The organism is Stenotrophomonas sp. RG-453, assembly GCF_033843685.1.
GTDB classification, from domain to species: Bacteria; Pseudomonadota; Gammaproteobacteria; order Xanthomonadales; family Xanthomonadaceae; genus Stenotrophomonas; species Stenotrophomonas bentonitica_A.
The window spans coordinates 307,371-322,660 of sequence record NZ_JAMYED010000001.1; the positions used below are offsets into that span (position 1 = coordinate 307,371).

12 protein-coding genes are annotated in these 15,290 nt (G+C 69.1%); 9 read left to right on the forward strand and 3 right to left on the reverse strand.

Going from position 1 to position 15,290, the window contains the following annotated elements:
* The first annotated feature begins 22 nt into the window (after window positions 1-22).
* Window positions 23-1,585, forward strand: a complete 1,563-nt coding sequence (locus NJD74_RS01325) for a hypothetical protein (protein ID WP_319623500.1) — start codon at window positions 23-25, stop codon at window positions 1,583-1,585.
* Here NJD74_RS01325 and NJD74_RS01330 read toward each other — a convergent pair.
* Complete coding sequence (locus tag NJD74_RS01330; RefSeq protein WP_319623501.1) at window positions 1,582-3,681, reverse strand: glycosyltransferase; 2,100 nt, start codon at window positions 3,679-3,681, stop codon at window positions 1,582-1,584. The two genes, NJD74_RS01325 and NJD74_RS01330, sit on opposite strands and share 4 nt — an antisense overlap.
* A gap of 96 nt (window positions 3,682-3,777) precedes the next feature.
* Between NJD74_RS01330 and mrcB the strand changes: the two genes are divergently transcribed.
* The 4 genes from mrcB to tsaB all read left to right on the forward strand — a co-directional run bounded on the left by mrcB (window position 3,778) and on the right by tsaB (window position 9,605).
* Window positions 3,778-6,219 (forward strand): penicillin-binding protein 1B, encoded by a 2,442-nt coding sequence (gene mrcB, locus NJD74_RS01335; RefSeq protein WP_319623502.1) that lies wholly within the window; start codon window positions 3,778-3,780, stop codon window positions 6,217-6,219.
* 15 nt (window positions 6,220-6,234) lie between these two features.
* A complete protein-coding gene (locus tag NJD74_RS01340) occupies window positions 6,235-6,762 on the forward strand; it encodes a hypothetical protein (protein WP_070471301.1) in 528 nt (175 codons plus the stop codon).
* A gap of 69 nt (window positions 6,763-6,831) precedes the next feature.
* Complete coding sequence (locus tag NJD74_RS01345) at window positions 6,832-8,889, forward strand: ATP-dependent DNA helicase (RefSeq protein ID WP_070471303.1); 2,058 nt, start codon at window positions 6,832-6,834, stop codon at window positions 8,887-8,889.
* Window positions 8,890-8,894: 5 nt separating this feature from the next.
* Window positions 8,895-9,605 (forward strand): tRNA (adenosine(37)-N6)-threonylcarbamoyltransferase complex dimerization subunit type 1 TsaB, encoded by a 711-nt coding sequence (gene tsaB / locus NJD74_RS01350; RefSeq protein ID WP_019185142.1) that lies wholly within the window; start codon window positions 8,895-8,897, stop codon window positions 9,603-9,605.
* A gap of 106 nt (window positions 9,606-9,711) precedes the next feature.
* Here tsaB and NJD74_RS01355 read toward each other — a convergent pair whose 3' ends face one another.
* Together NJD74_RS01355 and gshB are read right to left on the reverse strand one after the other, a co-directional pair.
* Window positions 9,712-10,599: an energy transducer TonB gene (locus NJD74_RS01355; RefSeq protein ID WP_319623503.1), complete on the reverse strand. Its 888-nt coding sequence runs from the start codon at window positions 10,597-10,599 to the stop codon at window positions 9,712-9,714.
* Window positions 10,596-11,546, reverse strand: coding sequence for a glutathione synthase (gshB, locus tag NJD74_RS01360; protein WP_019185140.1), 951 nt, complete (start codon window positions 11,544-11,546; stop codon window positions 10,596-10,598). The genes NJD74_RS01355 and gshB overlap by 4 nt, the downstream gene beginning before the upstream one ends.
* Before the next feature lie 259 nt (window positions 11,547-11,805).
* On the opposite strand from gshB, the gene pilG reads away from it, so the two are divergent.
* From pilG to NJD74_RS01380, 4 genes are read left to right on the forward strand one after another with little or no spacing between them, the layout of a single operon-like run.
* Complete coding sequence (gene pilG, locus NJD74_RS01365; RefSeq protein WP_019185139.1) at window positions 11,806-12,207, forward strand: twitching motility response regulator PilG; 402 nt, start codon at window positions 11,806-11,808, stop codon at window positions 12,205-12,207.
* Window positions 12,208-12,225: 18 nt separating this feature from the next.
* Window positions 12,226-12,588 carry a response regulator gene (locus tag NJD74_RS01370; protein WP_019185138.1) on the forward strand — a complete coding sequence of 121 codons (363 nt, stop codon included), beginning with the start codon at window positions 12,226-12,228 and terminating at the stop codon, window positions 12,586-12,588.
* Complete coding sequence (locus NJD74_RS01375; protein ID WP_070471308.1) at window positions 12,588-13,118, forward strand: chemotaxis protein CheW; 531 nt, start codon at window positions 12,588-12,590, stop codon at window positions 13,116-13,118. The genes NJD74_RS01370 and NJD74_RS01375 overlap by 1 nt, the downstream gene beginning before the upstream one ends.
* Window positions 13,119-13,161: 43 nt before the next feature.
* Window positions 13,162-15,198: a methyl-accepting chemotaxis protein gene (locus NJD74_RS01380; protein WP_019185136.1), complete on the forward strand. Its 2,037-nt coding sequence runs from the start codon at window positions 13,162-13,164 to the stop codon at window positions 15,196-15,198.
* The last annotated feature ends 92 nt before the right edge of the window (window positions 15,199-15,290 follow it).

A 15,290-nucleotide genomic window follows, 5' to 3' on the forward strand; every position in this document is an offset into this window, starting at 1 on the left:
TGCCCCACGCTAGGCTCGCGGCATGAGCCGGGACGATGACAGGCATGATGCCGCGCACGAGGCGCTGCGGCGGGTGCGCCGCGAGGGGCGCTGGTGGTGGGTGCAGGCGCGCCACGCCAAGCGCATCTGGCGCTGGGCGTTGCTGATCGCCGTGCTGCTGTTCGTGGCCCTGGCGCTGTTGCGCCGGCCGCTGGCGAACTGGTTCTGGAATGAACCGCAGATCGAGCAGCTGCTCGACCAGGGCGATCGCGCGCTGGCCGCAGGCCGCCTGACCCTGCCCGACGGCAGCGGCGCACGTGAGTCCTATCAAGCAGCGCTGGCGCTGGACAACGACCGGCTGCAGGCACGCACCGGCCTGGCCCGTACCGGCCAGGCGGCACTGCAGCAGGCGCGTGCTGCACTGGAACGCGGCGACCCGGCGGCCGCGACGACAGCGCTGGCCCTGGCGCGCGAGCTGCAGGTGCCGCAGCGCGAAGCCGACGCGGTGGCGCAGCAGCTGCGCGCGCACGACCAGGCACGCGCGGGGATCGGCGCCTTGCTCGGCCGCGCCGAAGCGGCCCTGCAGGCGCAACGGCTCGATGGCAGCCCGGACAGCGCGCTGCCGCTGTTCCAGCAGGTGCTCACGCTCTCGCCCAACCAGGTGCGTGCGCTGGAAGGGCGTGAGGATGCGCTGTCCGACCTCCTCCAGCAGGCGCGCACGGCGGCCGGGCGCGGCGATGTCGCACGCGCGGCCGAACGCGTGCGCAGTGCCCGGGGCTTCGACGCCGGACATGTCGATCTGCCGGCCACCCAGGAGGCACTGAACAACGCACTGGAGCGGCGCCAGCGCGAAGGCGAAGCCGCGCTGCGCCGGCAGAAACTGGAGGCTGCGGCGGAGGCCTTCGCCGCGGTGCTTGCCGCCTTGCCCGACGATCCTGCCGCACACCGCGGCCAGCAGCAGGTGGCCGATGCGCAGCTCTCGCGTGCGACGCGGCTGGCCGGCAATTTCCGTTTCGACGAAGCGGCCCAGGCGGTGCAGCAGGCTGAAACGCTGGGCGCTTCCACGCGCGCGCTGGAGACGGCGCGGCATGCCATCGAGCAGGCGCGTCGTTCGCAGGCCGCGTTGAAGACCCCGGCGGTGCCGCGGGCGCAGCGCGAACGCACGCTGCAGGGCCTGCTCACGCGCCTGGAAGAGGCCGAGGGCCGTGGCAATTTCCTGGATCCCCCCGGCCGCAGTGCCTACGACGCGTTGCGTGAGGCCCAGGGGGTTGCGCCGCAGGACCCGCGTGTTCGCGCGGCGGCGCAGCGGTTGTTGCCAGCGAGCCGGCAGTGTTTCGAGGATCGCCTGCGCGAGAACCGGGTACTAGGGGCCGGAGCCTGTCTGGAGGCCTGGCAGACCCTGTCCTCCAGCGACGCAGGCCAGGCTGCGGCAAGGCGCCGGCTGGCGCAGCGTTGGTTGGCGATCGGCAGCGAGCGGCTTGGCTCGGGCGATATCACCTTCGCGCAACAGGCGCTGGTGCAGGCGCGCCGCTGGCAGCCGGACCTGCCCGAGCTGCCGGCATTTGCCGAACGCCTGCGCAGTGCCGGTGGCGGCGCGGGAGCCTAGGCCAGGAACACCCGCTGTACGGTGGCGCGGGCGGCATCCAGCGAGAAGTGGTCCACGATGTTCTGCAGCCCGGCGGTGGAGAGCCGGCGCCACAGGGCCTCATCCTGGTACAGCCGGACCACGGCCTGGGCGAACGCCTCGGCATCATCGGCCACCAGTACATCCTCGCCATCGCGCAGGTGCATGCCTTCCACGCCGCAGGTGGTGGCGACCACGGGCTGGCCGTGCGCCATGCTGAGATTCACCTTGCCCTTGACCCCCGCGCCGAAGCGCAGCGGCGCCACGGCGATGCGCACGCCGTCCATGTACGGCACCACGTCCGGCACGAAGCCATGGATGTCCACACCGGGCTGGGTCGCGGCCAGCTCGCGCAGCGCATCGGGCACGGCTGCGCCGATGCAGTGGAACCGGATATCGGGCAGCTGCGCGCGGATGCGCGCGAAGACCTCACCGATGAACCACTGCATGGCATCCAGGTTCGGCGGATGACGGAAGCCGCCAACGAACACCAGGTCCCGACGCTCGGCCCAGTCGGGGCCCGCGCCTGCAACTTCATGCAGGTTGGAGATCAGTTCCACCGTCGCGCCCGGCGCATCGATGCGCAGCTGCTCGCGCTCGGCCGCGCTGACCAGCACGGTCACATCGACCTGATCCATCACCGCCAGCTCGCGTGCGCGGGTGCGCTCGGCATTGCGCAGCAGGCCTGCATCGCCGGCGATCTCCGCACCACGGCGCTCGCGCAGGTAATGCAGGTCGACGGTGTCGAACACGGTGCGCGCCTGCGGCGCGAAGCTGCGCAGCAGCGGCAGGCACTCGTGGGCAACGTTGTAGCGCACCATCATCACCACCCCGAAGCGGGCGCCGTTGGCGCGCAGCCACGGTGCCACGCCGTCGAGGTAGGGCGCGTACCAGACCTCCACGCCCAGTGCCTGCAGCGCCTCGGTGGCGGCGCCGGCATGCTCGCGCCGGGTCGGCACGAACACCACATGGACGCCCTCGTCGAGCAGCATCCGGATCAGGTTGTACTGGCGCAGCGAGGCCGAGTCGCGATCCGGCTGCGGCACTTCTTCATCCAGGATCAGGACCTGGCGCTGGGCGCGATGCAGCAGGGCCGGCGAGGGCACGCTGCCCACGCTCGGCTGCGCTTGCAGCGCCTTGGCCCACTTCGCCGCGAACACCCCACGGTTGCGGACCTGGTAGGCCTTGACCCCGCTGCCGGTATCGGTGCCGTTGCTGGTGCCCTCGTCATGCACCACGCGGCTGGCCGGCTGCACCAGCACGCGGTGGCCACTTTCGCGGACGGCGAAGGCCAGGTCGGTATCTTCGTAGTAGGCGGGCTTGTAACGTAGATCGAAGCCGCCAAGCTGGTCCCACAAGGCGCGGGGGATCATCAACGCCGCGCCGGAGCAGTAGTCGGCATCGCGCAGCGCGCTGTAGCGCGGATCCTCGGGTGACTCGAAGCGGCCATAGCTCCAGCCGCTGCCGTCCTGGAAGATCACGCCACCGGATTCCTGCAGGCGGCCATCGGGGTAGAGCAGCTGCGCACCGACCAGGCCGGCACGCGGCACCCGAGCAAAGGTGGCGAGCAGGGCATCCAGCCAGCCCGGCTGGGGCACGGTGTCGTTGTTGAGCAGCACCACGTACTGGCCACGCGAGCGGGCCACGCCATCGTTGCAGGCCTCGATGAATCCGCCGTTGGTTGGCCGCACCTCATAGCGCAGCCCGCGGACCTGCGGCATCCAGGCGGTGGTTTCGTCGCTGCTGCCGTCGTCCACCACCAGGATCTCGCAGTCGACCTGCGGCGGGTGGGCCGCCAGCGCCCGCAGGCAGGCCAGCGTGTGGCCGGCATGGTTGTAGACCGGAATGATGATGCTGACCACCGGGCGCTCGCTGGCCGGGACCGTGAACGGCGCGAACGGTGTGGCCTCCGGCAGGAACAGCGGTGCGCCGCGCGGGGCGGGCACGGCCTGGGTATGGACCCGGATGCGCTGCCAGGTGGCGCGCCAGCCCCGGGTGCGCAGGCTGGCCAGACTGCGACGGAACAGGCCGAGCATGCGGTTCAGGAAATAGCGAGCATCGGCCAAGGACATCGACATCCCGTTGCAACTCCAGCTTAAGCGGGGGAACCAGGGAGAACGCGCCGCTCGCGGTGGCTGCGTTAGACTCGCCGGACTTCATATTCTCGCATCCCCGTGCCCCGACGCTACGATTCCGACGACATCGACGAGTTCGACGACGACACCGAAAGCCGCGGCCCGCTGTGGCGGCGCCGGTTGATCACCTGGGGCATGGCGGCTGTCGCGCTGGGGCTGGGCTTCCTGGTCCCCTATACGGTGTACCTGAACCAACAGGTCACTCAGCGCTTCGGCGAGTTGCGCTGGCAGATTCCCACCCGTGTCTATGCGCGCCCGCTGGCGTTGGCGCCCGGTGTGGCCATGGATGCGGCCACGCTCAAGACCGAGCTGGCGGCGTCGGCCTACCGCGATGACGGGATCGGCAAGTCGCCGGCCACGTACACGCAGGAAGGCGGGCGTTTCGTCATTTCCAGCCGTGGCTACAACGATGTGGATGGCCGGGTCGCCCCGCGCCGCGTCGAGCTGAGCCTGTCCGGCGGGTCGATCGCCTCGCTGCGCGATCCCGACAGCCGCAAGGCCCTCAAGGCCGCGCGCCTGGATCCGGCCCGTATCGCCACGCTGTACGGCCAGAAGCAGGAAGAGCGCCGGCTGGTTCGCATCGAGGAAACCCCCGAGCTGCTGGTCACCGGCCTGCAGGCGGTGGAGGACAAGGATTTCAGCCGCCACCACGGTATCGATCTGAGCGGTATCGCCCGCGCGGTGTGGGTGACCGTGCGCTCCGGCGGCCAGAGCCGCCAGGGTGCCTCGACGCTGACCCAGCAGCTGGCCCGCAGCGGCCTGCTCGGGATCGGCAAAGAGCAGACCGTCACCCGCAAATTCAACGAGGTGCTGTACGCGCTGATCATGGAGGCGCGCTACGACAAGCGCACCATCCTGGAGGCCTACCTCAACCAGGTCTACCTGGGCCAGCGCGGCAGCCAGGCCATCCATGGCATGTCCTCGGGTGCGGAATTCTGGTTCGGCCGTGATCTGGCTTCGCTCAACACCGAGCACGTCGCGCTGCTGATCGGCCTGGTCAAGGGCCCGTCCTATTACGACCCGCGCCGCAATCCCGAACGCGCGCTGGACCGCCGCAACTTCGTGCTGGGCAAGCTGCGCGAAGCCAATCTGATCGACGATGCCGAGTACAAGCGTGCCGTCGAGGCGCCGCTGGGTGTCCCCAAGACCCCGGGGCTGATCGCGGCCAACCGCTTCCCGGCCTATGTGGATCTGGTCCGCCGCCAGCTCGGCCACGACTATCCCGAGTCCGTGTTGCAGGGCGCCGGGCTGAGCGTGATGACCGGCATGGCACCGTCTGCCCAGGCGTATGCCGAAGGCGCGGTCACCAAGACGATCAAATCGCTGGAGAGCAAGCGTCGCCCCGAGCTGCAGGCCGGCCTGGTCCTGACCGACGTCCACAACGGCGATGTGCTGGCCGTGGTCGGCAGCCGCGAAGTGTCCGAGCCGGGCTTCAACCGCGCCATCGAGGCGCAGCGCCCGGTGGGTTCGCTGCTCAAGCCATTCGTGTACCTGCTGGCGCTGGCGCAGCCGGACCGCTACTCGCTGTCCAGCTGGGTCGACGATTCCCCGGTGACGGTACAGCTCAGCCGCGGCAAGCAATGGTCACCGGGCAACGCGGACAACCGCAGTCACGGCACGGTCCGCCTGATCGACGCACTCGCCCATTCCTACAACCAGGCCACGGTGCGGGTGGGCATGCAGGTCGGCCCGGAGCGGGTCACGCAGTTGATCCACGTCTTGGCCGGGATCAAGGCCGACCCCAATCCAGCGGTGATCCTGGGCTCCACCGATCAGAGCCCGTATGCGATGGCCCAGCTGTACCAGTTCCTGGCCTCCGGCGGTGAAATCCAGCCGCTGCATGCGGTGCGTGGCGTGCTCGATCCGCAGGGCAAGCTGATGAAGCGCTACGACAAGACCCCGGCGCCGGCGCAGGAGGGCGACTCGATCGCCGCGAACCTGATCAGCATCGGCCTGCAGCAGGTCGTGGCCAGCGGTACCGCGCAGCGCCTCAACGCCGATGGGCTGGGCCGCCTGCAGCCGGCGGGCAAGACCGGCACCACCAATGATGGTCGCGACAGCTGGTACGCCGGCTACACCGGCGACCACCTGGCGGTGATCTGGATGGGCAATGACCAGAACCAGCAGGCCGGGCTGTATGGCGCGACCGGCTCGATGCGGGTCTGGTCGGGCATCTTCCAGCGCCTGCCGAGCGCGCCCCTGAAGGTGAGCAACAAGGGCCTGGACTGGCAGTACGTGGAGGCCAGCGGTACCGCCACCACCGATGAAGGCTGCCCGGGCGCGCGTCGTTTCCCGTTCGTGGTGGGGTATACCCCATCCTACGTCCCGTGCGCCGCGCCGAGCGCGTTGCCCGAAGGCGAGGGCGGCGAGCAGAGCGAAGGCGGTGGCTGGCGCAGCTGGTTCGGCCTGGAGAAGAAGCCCGAGCCCGCCCCCGAACCGGCGCAGAATGCACCGGCCACCCCCCCCGCCCGTCAACCCTGATCAAGGCCAGCCTGCATGACCACCCGATTCCTGATCCGTTCCGCTTCGCTGGCCACGCTCTGCCTGGCCCTGGCCGCCTGCGTCACCCCGCCGCCGGTGGTGAAGGCGCCCGTCGATACCACCACGCCGGCCCAGCGCCTGGCGGCCGTGGATGCCGCCGCCGGCAACGACGACAAGGAACTGGCCGTGCAGCCACTGCGCGACAGCGAAGTGGAAGATCTGCGCCAGGCCGCGCTGGCCCGCCGCCAGGCCAATGATCTGGCCGGCGCCGCGGCCGCGCTCGACCAGGCGCTGGCGATCATGGCCTCGGATCCATCGGTGCTGCAGGACCGCGCCGAAATCGCGCTGCTGCAGGGTGAGTGGGCGGCTGCCGAAACCTTCGCCCGCAAGTCGGTCGAGCTGGGCTCCAAGACCGGCCCGCTGTGCCGCCGCCATTGGGCGACGATCGAACAGTCGCGCTTGGCCCGGGGTGAAAAAGAGAATGCCGCCTCGGCGCATGCCCAGCTGGAAGGCTGCACGGTGCCGGGCATCATGCGTTACTGATGCAGCGCGAAAGCGGATGCGTGACGGCGTAGCGCCGGGCGCAACCCGGCAGCCTCTATCATTGTCGTCATGTCCCAACTCGCACACGCCAGCCGCGATGCCCTCAGTGAGGGCGGTGCGCTCGCCAGCCAGCTCGATGCCTTTGTGCCGCGCCCGGCCCAGCTGCGCCTGACCGCGGCGATCGCCGAAGCGTTCGACCAGCGCGACGTGCTGCTGGCCGAGGCAGGCACCGGCACCGGCAAGACCTATGCGTATCTGGTGCCCGCGCTGCTGTCCGGGCTGAAGACCATCATCTCCACCGGGACCCGCGCGCTGCAGGACCAGCTGTACCACCGCGATCTGCCGCGGGTGCGTGCCGCGCTCGGCGTGGGGCACAGCAGTGCGCTGCTGAAAGGACGTGCCAACTACCTGTGCCGCTATCGATTGCAGCAGGCCCGCGGCGAACCCCGCTTCAGCTCCCCCGAGCAGGTCGCACAGTTCCAGCGGATCCTCGCATGGTCCGGACGCACGAAATTCGGCGACATGGCCGAGCTGGACGCGCTGCCGGAAGACTCGCCGCTGTACCCGATGGTGACCTCCACCGTCGACAACTGTCTGGGCACCGAATGCCCGTTCTGGGACGACTGCTTCGTCGTGCAGGCACGGCAGCGGGCGCAGGCCGCCGATGTGGTGGTGGTCAACCACCATCTGCTGCTGGCCGATCTGGCGCTCAAGCAGGAAGGCTTCGGCGAAATCCTCCCCGGTGCGCAGGCGTTCGTGATCGACGAGGCGCACCAGCTGCCGGAACTGGCCGCCAACTTCTTCGGTGAAGGCTTCGGCATGCGCCCGTGGCAGGAACTGGCGCGCGACTGCCTGGCCGAGAGCCGCAGCGTGGCCGGTGCCCAGGCGGCGTTGCAGGTGCCGGCTGCCGCACTCGAGCAGACCCTGCGCGACCTGCGCGTGGCGATGGATGGGCTGCCGCCGCGCGGCACCCAGTGGCGTGCGCTGACCGTGCCGCAGGTGCGCGATGGCTTCGACATGGCGATGAGCACGCTGGTGCAGCTGCGCGATGCGCTGGCGGGCGTGCGTGAAGCATCGCCCGGCCTGGATGCCTGCCATGCGCGTGCGATGGACGCCGTCGCCCGCTTGTCGCGCTGGCTCGGTGAGGACGCACCGATGCTGGATTTCGACACCGACCCTGAGCAGGCGCCGCCACCGGCCGAGGTGCTCTGGTACGAGCTGACCCCGCGTGGCTTCCGTTGCCAGCGCACGCCGATGGATGTGTCCGGCCCGCTGCGCGAGCATCGGCAACGCTCGATGGCAGCCTGGGTGTTCACCTCGGCCACGCTGACCGTGGACGGCGGTTTCGAGCATATTTCCCAACGGCTGGGCCTGGATGATCCGGTCAGCCTGCTGCAGCCCAGCCCGTTTGATTGGGCCCATCAGGCGCTGTGTTACCTGCCGACCGATCTGCCCGATCCAGCCGCGCGTGGCTTCGGCACCGCCTTGATCCGCGCATTGACCCCGGTGCTGGAGGCCTCGCACGGGCGCGCGTTCCTGCTGTTCGCCTCGCACCGCGCGCTGCGCGAAGCCGCCGAGGCGCTGCGCGATGCACCGTGGCCGCTGTTCGTGCAGGGCGAGGCACCGCGTGCGACCTTGCTGCAGCGGTTCCGCGAGTCGGGCAATGGGGTACTGCTGGGCTCGGCCAGTTTCCGCGAGGGCGTGGACGTGGTGGGCGATGCGCTGAGCGTGGTGGTGATCGACAAACTGCCGTTCGCCGCGCCGGATGACCCGGTGTTCGAGGCGCGGCTGGACGCGATCCGCCGCGATGGCGGCAATCCCTTCCGCGACGAGCAGTTGCCGCAGGCGGTGATCGCGCTCAAGCAGGGGGTGGGTCGCCTGATCCGCAGCGAGACCGATCGCGGGGTGCTGGTGCTGTGCGACCCGCGCCTGCTCAGCCGCGGCTATGGCCGGATCTTCCTGGATTCCCTGCCGCCGTTCCGTCGCACCCGCTCGCTGGCCGATGTGCAGGCCTTCTTTGCGCCACAATGGCCCGTCCTCGGCGCTCCGCCTGCACCAGCGCCCGTCGCTGCGCCGCCCGTGCGGGCTGTACCGCCGACCGATGACTTTCCTACTTCCCTGTTCTGACCGCCATGAAACTGCTCGCCTTTGAAACCGCTACCGAAGCCTGCTCCGTCGCCCTGTATGTGGATGGGCAGGTCACTGAGCGCTTCGAGATCGCGCCGCGCCGCCACGCCGAACTCAGCCTGCCCTGGGCCGAGGCGCTGCTGGCCGAGGCGGGGGTGGCCCGTTCGCAGCTGGATGCGATCGCACTGGGCCGCGGCCCGGGCGCGTTCACGGGGGTGCGGCTGGCGATCGCCATCGCCCAGGGCATCGCCCTGGCGCTGGACCGCCCGCTGATCGCGGTCTCCACCCTGCAGGCGCTGGCGCTGCGTGCGCCGGCGGACGCCGATCAAGTGCTGGCCAGCATTGATGCGCGCATGGGCGAGGTCTATGCCGCGCGCCATGTCCGGATCGACGGGCAGTGGCAGTTGCAGGGCGAGGAAATCGTCTGCGCGCCCGAGCAGGTGGTGTTGCCCGGGGGCTCGCGCTGGTTCGGCGTGGGGACTGGCTTTGGTGCGGCCGAGGGCGTGCTGGCCACGCGGCTGGCCGATCAGCTGACCGGCGTGGACGCGCAGGCATTGCCGCGTGCGTCGGACGTACTTGCGCTGGCGGTGCCGGCGTTCCAGCGCGGCGAAGGCGTGGCACCGGAGTTGGTGGAGCCGGCGTATCTGCGCAACAACGTGGCGCTGACCCTGGTGGAACAGCAGGCCGCGCGGGCGGCGAAGCAGGCGGCCTCGTAGCGTCCAGCTGCGCATCGCATCGTAAGCCCCAGCCACGGATGGCGTGGCACTACCTGCGCGGCGTTCTTGTAGAGCCACGCCATGCGTGGCTGGACCTTGCGCGCGATCAGCGGTCGTCGCGCAGCTCCCCGCCGGGCAGGAACACCCAGGTGCGGGTGACCTGCAGGATGTCGATCGCATCCTCGGTCTTGGGCAGTGGCGGGAACGGCTGGGCGAGCGTGATCACGCGCAGCGCGGTTTCATCGAGCAGCGGGGTGCCGCTGGACTGCAGGATGCGGGCACTTTCCACCGTGCCGTCGTGGCGCACCCCGACGGTGATCACTACCTGCCCGCCGAGCCGGCGCGCGCGCGCCTCGTCGGGGTAATTCAGATTGCCGACACGCTCGGCGCGGTCGACCCAGGCACGCAGATAGTTGGCATAGGCGTATTCGCGGGTACTGGCCGAAACGAACTTGCGGTTCGGGCGCTTGGCGTACTGCGCCGAGCGCAGGTGCACTTCGGCGGCCAGCCGTGCCATCTCCACGTCACGCTGCTCGCGCGCGGTCATCGGCGCATCCGGGCGGGGCTGCTCGGGCAGCGGCTGTGGCTGGGCTGCCGCAACCGTGTCGGTGCCATTGCGGCTGTTGACCACGCGGGTCTGCGGCGGCGGCACGCTGGCCGCCTCCTGGCGCTGCTGCGGAACTGGCGACAGCCCGGCCTGCGCCTGCGGCACGATCCCGGCCTGGTTGTCGCGCGGGCGTTGCACCTTGTCGTGGTCGCCGCCACCCTGCTGGTTGGCCTGGGCCAGGAAGTCGGCCTGCTTGGGCGTCAGCGGTGTCTGGGTCTGGCTGAAGATCACATCCAGGGTCGGTACCAGCGGGGCGCTGTCACTCACCGCGAAGCCGACCCCGAGGATCAGCAGGGCGTGCACGAGCACCGACAGCGTCAGGGTCGCGCCCAGCCGCTGGGATTCGCGCGCCTGCCACGTCGGCACCGGGGCGACGCTGGCGCTCATCGCGGCAGGCCGGCCTCGATCGCGTCGAACAGGGTGCCGGCGATGTTCAGCCCGAACTGGGCGTCGAGCTCGCGCACGCAGGTCGGGCTGGTGACGTTGACTTCGGTCAGGTAGTCGCCGATCACGTCCAGGCCGACGAAGCGCATGCCGCGGCGCTTCATTTCCGGCCCGACCTGGGCGGCGATCCAGCGGTCGCGCTCGCTCAGCGGGCGGCCTTCGCCGCGGCCGCCGGCGGCCAGGTTGCCGCGGAATTCGTCGCCCTGCGGAATCCGCGCCAGGCAGTAATCCACCGGCTCGCCATCCACCAGCAGGATGCGCTTGTCGCCGGCGGTGATGTCCGGGATGAACTTCTGCGCCAGGGCCAGCGTGCGCTCGCCGTCGGTCAGGGTTTCCAGGATCACGTTGAGGTTGGGGTCGCCGGTGCCGCTGCGGAAGATCGAGCGGCCGCCCATGCCGTCCAGCGGCTTGAGCACGGCCTGGCCGTGTTCGAGCACGAAGGCCTTCAGGTCGGCGTTGCGGCGGCTGACCAGGGTCGGCGGACAGCACTGCGGGAACAGCAGGGCGGCCAGTTTCTCGTTGTAGTCGCGCAGTCCCTGCGGGTCGTTGACCACCATCGCACCGGCCTGCTGGGCGACGCTGAGCACGTGGGTGTCGTAGATGAATTCGGCATCGACCGGCGGGTCCTTGCGCATCAGCACGACCTGGCCGGGGCCGAACACGGTCTGGCTGAAGTCGCCCAGGGTGAACCAGTCGTTCTTGTCCTCGCGCACCTGCAGCGGGGCGGTGCGGGCGATGGCCTGGCCGTCGCGCAGGGCCAGCCCACCGGGGCTGACGTAGTGCAGGGCATGGCCGCGGCGCTGGGCTTCCAGCAGCATCGCGAAGGTGGTGTCCTTGGCAATCTTGATATGGGCGATGGGGTCCATCACCACGATGACATTCAACGGCATGGTCGCAACCTGGCGGGCAGGCCGATGATGGTAGCGACAATGGCCCGGCAATGCCTGCCCCGGGGGCCGGAACGCAGTGTCCGGCCCGGCCGGGGAACGGGCCGGGTTTGCGCAAAAGGGGCGTGCCGCGCACCGGCGGGGCCGCTCGCGGCGGGGCCGCGGTGGGTGTGCTTGAAGCGCGCGCCGGTATTGGGATATAGATACGCTTTCGCAGCGGCGCCGGGGATCAGCGCAAGCGTCGCGAGCTTGGGGAAAGGTAATGACTGAATACATGGCTGCGGGTGGGGAACTCGCAGGGCTGCGCGTGATGGTCATCGATGATTCGAAGACCATCCGCAGGACCGCGGAAACCCTGTTGAAGCGGGAAGGCTGCGAGGTGGTGACCGCGACCGATGGTTTCGAGGCGTTGGCCAAGATCGCCGACCAACAGCCGCAGATCATCTTCGTGGACATCATGATGCCGCGGCTGGACGGGTATCAGACCTGTGCGCTGATCAAGGGCAACCAGCTGTTCAAAGCCACGCCGGTGATCATGCTGTCCTCCAAGGACGGCCTGTTCGACAAGGCGCGCGGCCGCATCGTCGGCTCGGAGCAGTACCTGACCAAGCCATTCACGCGTGAAGAACTGCTGGGTGCCATCCGCACATACGTCAACGCCTGACCAGGGGGGAAAGGCACAATGGCTCGAATCGTACTGATCGAGGATTCACCGACCGACCGTGCGGTGTTCACGCAATGGTTGACCAAGGCCGGTCATGAAGTCCTGGAAGCGGACAACGCCGAGGACGGGCTCAAACTCGTGCGCGAGCAGTCCCCGCAGCTGGTGCTGATGGACGTGGTCCTGCCGGGCATGAGTGGCTTCCAGGCCACCCGTGCGATGGCGCGCGACGCGGCCACCAAACATATCCCGGTGGTCATCGTCAGCACCAAGGCGATGGAAACCGACAAGGCGTGGGGGCTGCGCCAGGGGGCGGCCGACTACATCGTCAAGCCGCCGCGCGAGGAGGAACTGATCGCGCGGATCAACCAGTTGGTGGTCTGATGCGTTCTCCTTTCGACATCCTCCAGGGCTATGAGCGGCGCAGCCTGGCCCATGCGGTGCAGCTGCCCGAGCGGCAGTTCTCGCAGGACCTGTGGCGTGGCGTCGGTTACCGGGTCGGCAAGCGCCGGCTGGTGTCGGATTTCCGCGAAGTGGTGGAAATCGTGCCGATGCCGCCGGTCACTCCGGTGCCCGGCGCGCAGCCGTGGCTGCTGGGCGTGGGCAACCTGCGCGGCAACCTGTTCCCGGTGGTCGACCTGAAGTTCTTCCTGGAAGGCGAGCGCACCGTGCAGCAGGAAGGCCAGCGCGTGCTGATCATGCGCCAGGCCGGCGGTGACGTGGCGCTGACCATCGATGAACTGTTCGGCCAGCGCAGCTTCGAGCTGGACCAGAACATCGTCGCCGGCGATCTGGCCACCGGCCGCTACGCACATTTCATCGATCGCGCCTTCCATGGCGATGGCCATGACTGGGGCGTGTTCTCGTTGTCGCTGCTGTCGCGTACCCCCGAATTCAGGCAGGCCGCGGCCTGACCGCAGGCGCCTGTCTCTCCGTATTGAAGATCGAGGTTGAACGATGAGTACTGCTTCGGAATCCGCCAAGGCCGGCAAGTTCGGTTCGGTGGGCACCAATTTCTGGCTCGGCCTGCTAGCCGTGTCGATGATCGTGTTCGGCGTCAACACCGGCGTGGCGACCTGGCAGGGCAGTCGCCTGGCCAGTGCCAGTACCGATGCCGCCAACCTGCAGGTGCTCTCGCAGCAGCTGGCCAACCAGGGCCGTGAAGCGGTGTCGGGCAACGCCCAGGCGTTCACCGCGTTCAAGCTGACCAAGAGCGACATCGAAAGCACCGTCAGTGGCCTGAAGGGTCGCTACGGGACCGAAACCAATGTCGCCGGGCCGCTGAACACGCTGATCCAGACCTGGGAGCCGCTCGGCAAGAGCGCCGGCCAGCTGGTCGCCAGCGAACCGGCCGTGCTGGCCCTGGCTGGCAATGCCAACAACTTCGTCAACGGCGTGCCCGCACTGCAGGCGCAGCTGAACGAAGTGGTCCGCGCGATGTCGGCCAGCGGTGCGCCGTCCTCGCAGGTCTACAACGCGCTGCAGCAGGTGGTGGTGGTCGGCTCGATGGCCCGCCGGGTGACGGAAATGCGCGCCGGCGGCGCCAATGCCGCAGCCGCCGGCGATGCGCTCGCCCGCGACTCGGTCGTGTTCACCCAGGTGCTCGACGCACTGCGCAATGGCAACGAGGAACTGGGCATCGCCGCGGTCCGCAACGGCCCGGCACTGGCCGCGCTGGAGCAGTCGCAGAAGCAGTGGGACACCATGAAGCAGGACGCCGACGCGATCCTGGCCAGCTCCCGCCAGCTGTTCGCCGCGCAGTCGTCGGCCGCTGCCCTGACCGGCGGTTCGGCGGACATGCTGCGCGACAGCAAGAAGCTGTTCGAAGCGTTCTCCTCGTTCGGCTCGCTGCGCGATACCCGCCTGTTCCCGAACTTCTGGCTGGGCGTGGCCTCCGGCGCGTTCTCGCTGATCGCCATCGTCGGGTTCGTCGGCAGCACCGTGCGCAGCCGCTCGCGCGAGCAGGAACTGCGTTACCAGACCCAGGTGGAATACAACAGCCGCAACCAGCAGGCCATCATGCGGCTGCTGGATGAAATCAGCTCGCTGGGTGAAGGCGACCTGACGGTGAAGGCCTCGGTGACCGAGGACATGACCGGCGCCATCGCCGACGCCATCAACTACGCCGTGGATGAGCTGCGCCATCTGGTGACCACGATCAACGACACTTCGGCCAAGGTCGCCGTGTCGACCCAGGAAACCCAGGCCACTGCAATGCAGCTGGCCGAAGCAGCCGGCCACCAGGCCAACCAGATCACCTCCGCCTCGGACCGGATCGGCGAAATCGCATCGAGCATCGAGCAGGTGTCGCGCAACTCGGCCGAGTCTGCCGACGTGGCGCAGCGCTCGGTGATCATCGCCGCCGAAGGTGCCGGTGTGGTGCGCGAGACGATCCAGGGCATGGACCAGATCCGCGACCAGATCCAGGAAACCTCCAAGCGCATCAAGCGACTGGGTGAGTCCTCGCAGGAAATCGGCTCGATCGTGGAACTGATCAACGACATTTCCGAGCAGACCAACATCCTGGCGTTGAACGCGGCCGTGCAGGCCGCTTCGGCCGGTGAGGCCGGTCGCGGTTTCGCCGTGGTGGCCGACGAAGTGCAGCGCCTGGCAGAGCGAACGTCCGGTGCGACCCGACGGATCGAGAATCTGGTCCAGGCCATTCAGGCCGATACCAACGAAGCGGTCAGTTCGATGGAGCAGACCACCGCCGAAGTGGTCTCCGGCGCGCGCCTGGCCGAAGACGCCGGTACCGCGCTGACCGAAATCGAGCGCGTCTCCAACGCACTGAACAACCTCATCAAGAACATCTCGATCGCTGCCCAGCAGCAGTCGGCCGCGGCATCGGACATCACCCGCACCATGGGCGTGATCCGTCAGATTACCGGCCAGACCTCGCAGGGCGCGGGACAGACCGCCGAGTCGATCGGCCACCTGGCACAGCTGGCGGCCGACCTGCGCCGCTCGGTTGCCGACTTCAAGCTGCCGGCGTGAGCCACGGGCAGGGCGGAGAGGGAAGGAACAAGCAGATGATGCATCGCGAGAAATCACCGCACGCCATGTGCGCCGAGCTGCCGGGAGACCTG

What these genes read in the sequence shown, in the direction of transcription:
- NJD74_RS01325 (WP_319623500.1), top strand. Translation starts at nt 23, where the DNA reads ATGAGCCGGGACGATGACAGGCATGATGCCGCGCACGAGGCGCTGCGG.
- NJD74_RS01330 (WP_319623501.1), bottom strand. Translation starts at nt 3,681, where the DNA reads ATGTCGATGTCCTTGGCCGATGCTCGCTATTTCCTGAACCGCATGCTC.
- NJD74_RS01340 (WP_070471301.1), top strand. Translation starts at nt 6,235, where the DNA reads ATGACCACCCGATTCCTGATCCGTTCCGCTTCGCTGGCCACGCTCTGC.
- NJD74_RS01345 (WP_070471303.1), top strand. Translation starts at nt 6,832, where the DNA reads ATGTCCCAACTCGCACACGCCAGCCGCGATGCCCTCAGTGAGGGCGGT.
- tsaB (WP_019185142.1), top strand. Translation starts at nt 8,895, where the DNA reads ATGAAACTGCTCGCCTTTGAAACCGCTACCGAAGCCTGCTCCGTCGCC.
- NJD74_RS01355 (WP_319623503.1), bottom strand. Translation starts at nt 10,599, where the DNA reads ATGAGCGCCAGCGTCGCCCCGGTGCCGACGTGGCAGGCGCGCGAATCC.
- gshB (WP_019185140.1), bottom strand. Translation starts at nt 11,546, where the DNA reads ATGCCGTTGAATGTCATCGTGGTGATGGACCCCATCGCCCATATCAAG.
- pilG (WP_019185139.1), top strand. Translation starts at nt 11,806, where the DNA reads ATGACTGAATACATGGCTGCGGGTGGGGAACTCGCAGGGCTGCGCGTG.
- NJD74_RS01370 (WP_019185138.1), top strand. Translation starts at nt 12,226, where the DNA reads ATGGCTCGAATCGTACTGATCGAGGATTCACCGACCGACCGTGCGGTG.
- NJD74_RS01375 (WP_070471308.1), top strand. Translation starts at nt 12,588, where the DNA reads ATGCGTTCTCCTTTCGACATCCTCCAGGGCTATGAGCGGCGCAGCCTG.
- NJD74_RS01380 (WP_019185136.1), top strand. Translation starts at nt 13,162, where the DNA reads ATGAGTACTGCTTCGGAATCCGCCAAGGCCGGCAAGTTCGGTTCGGTG.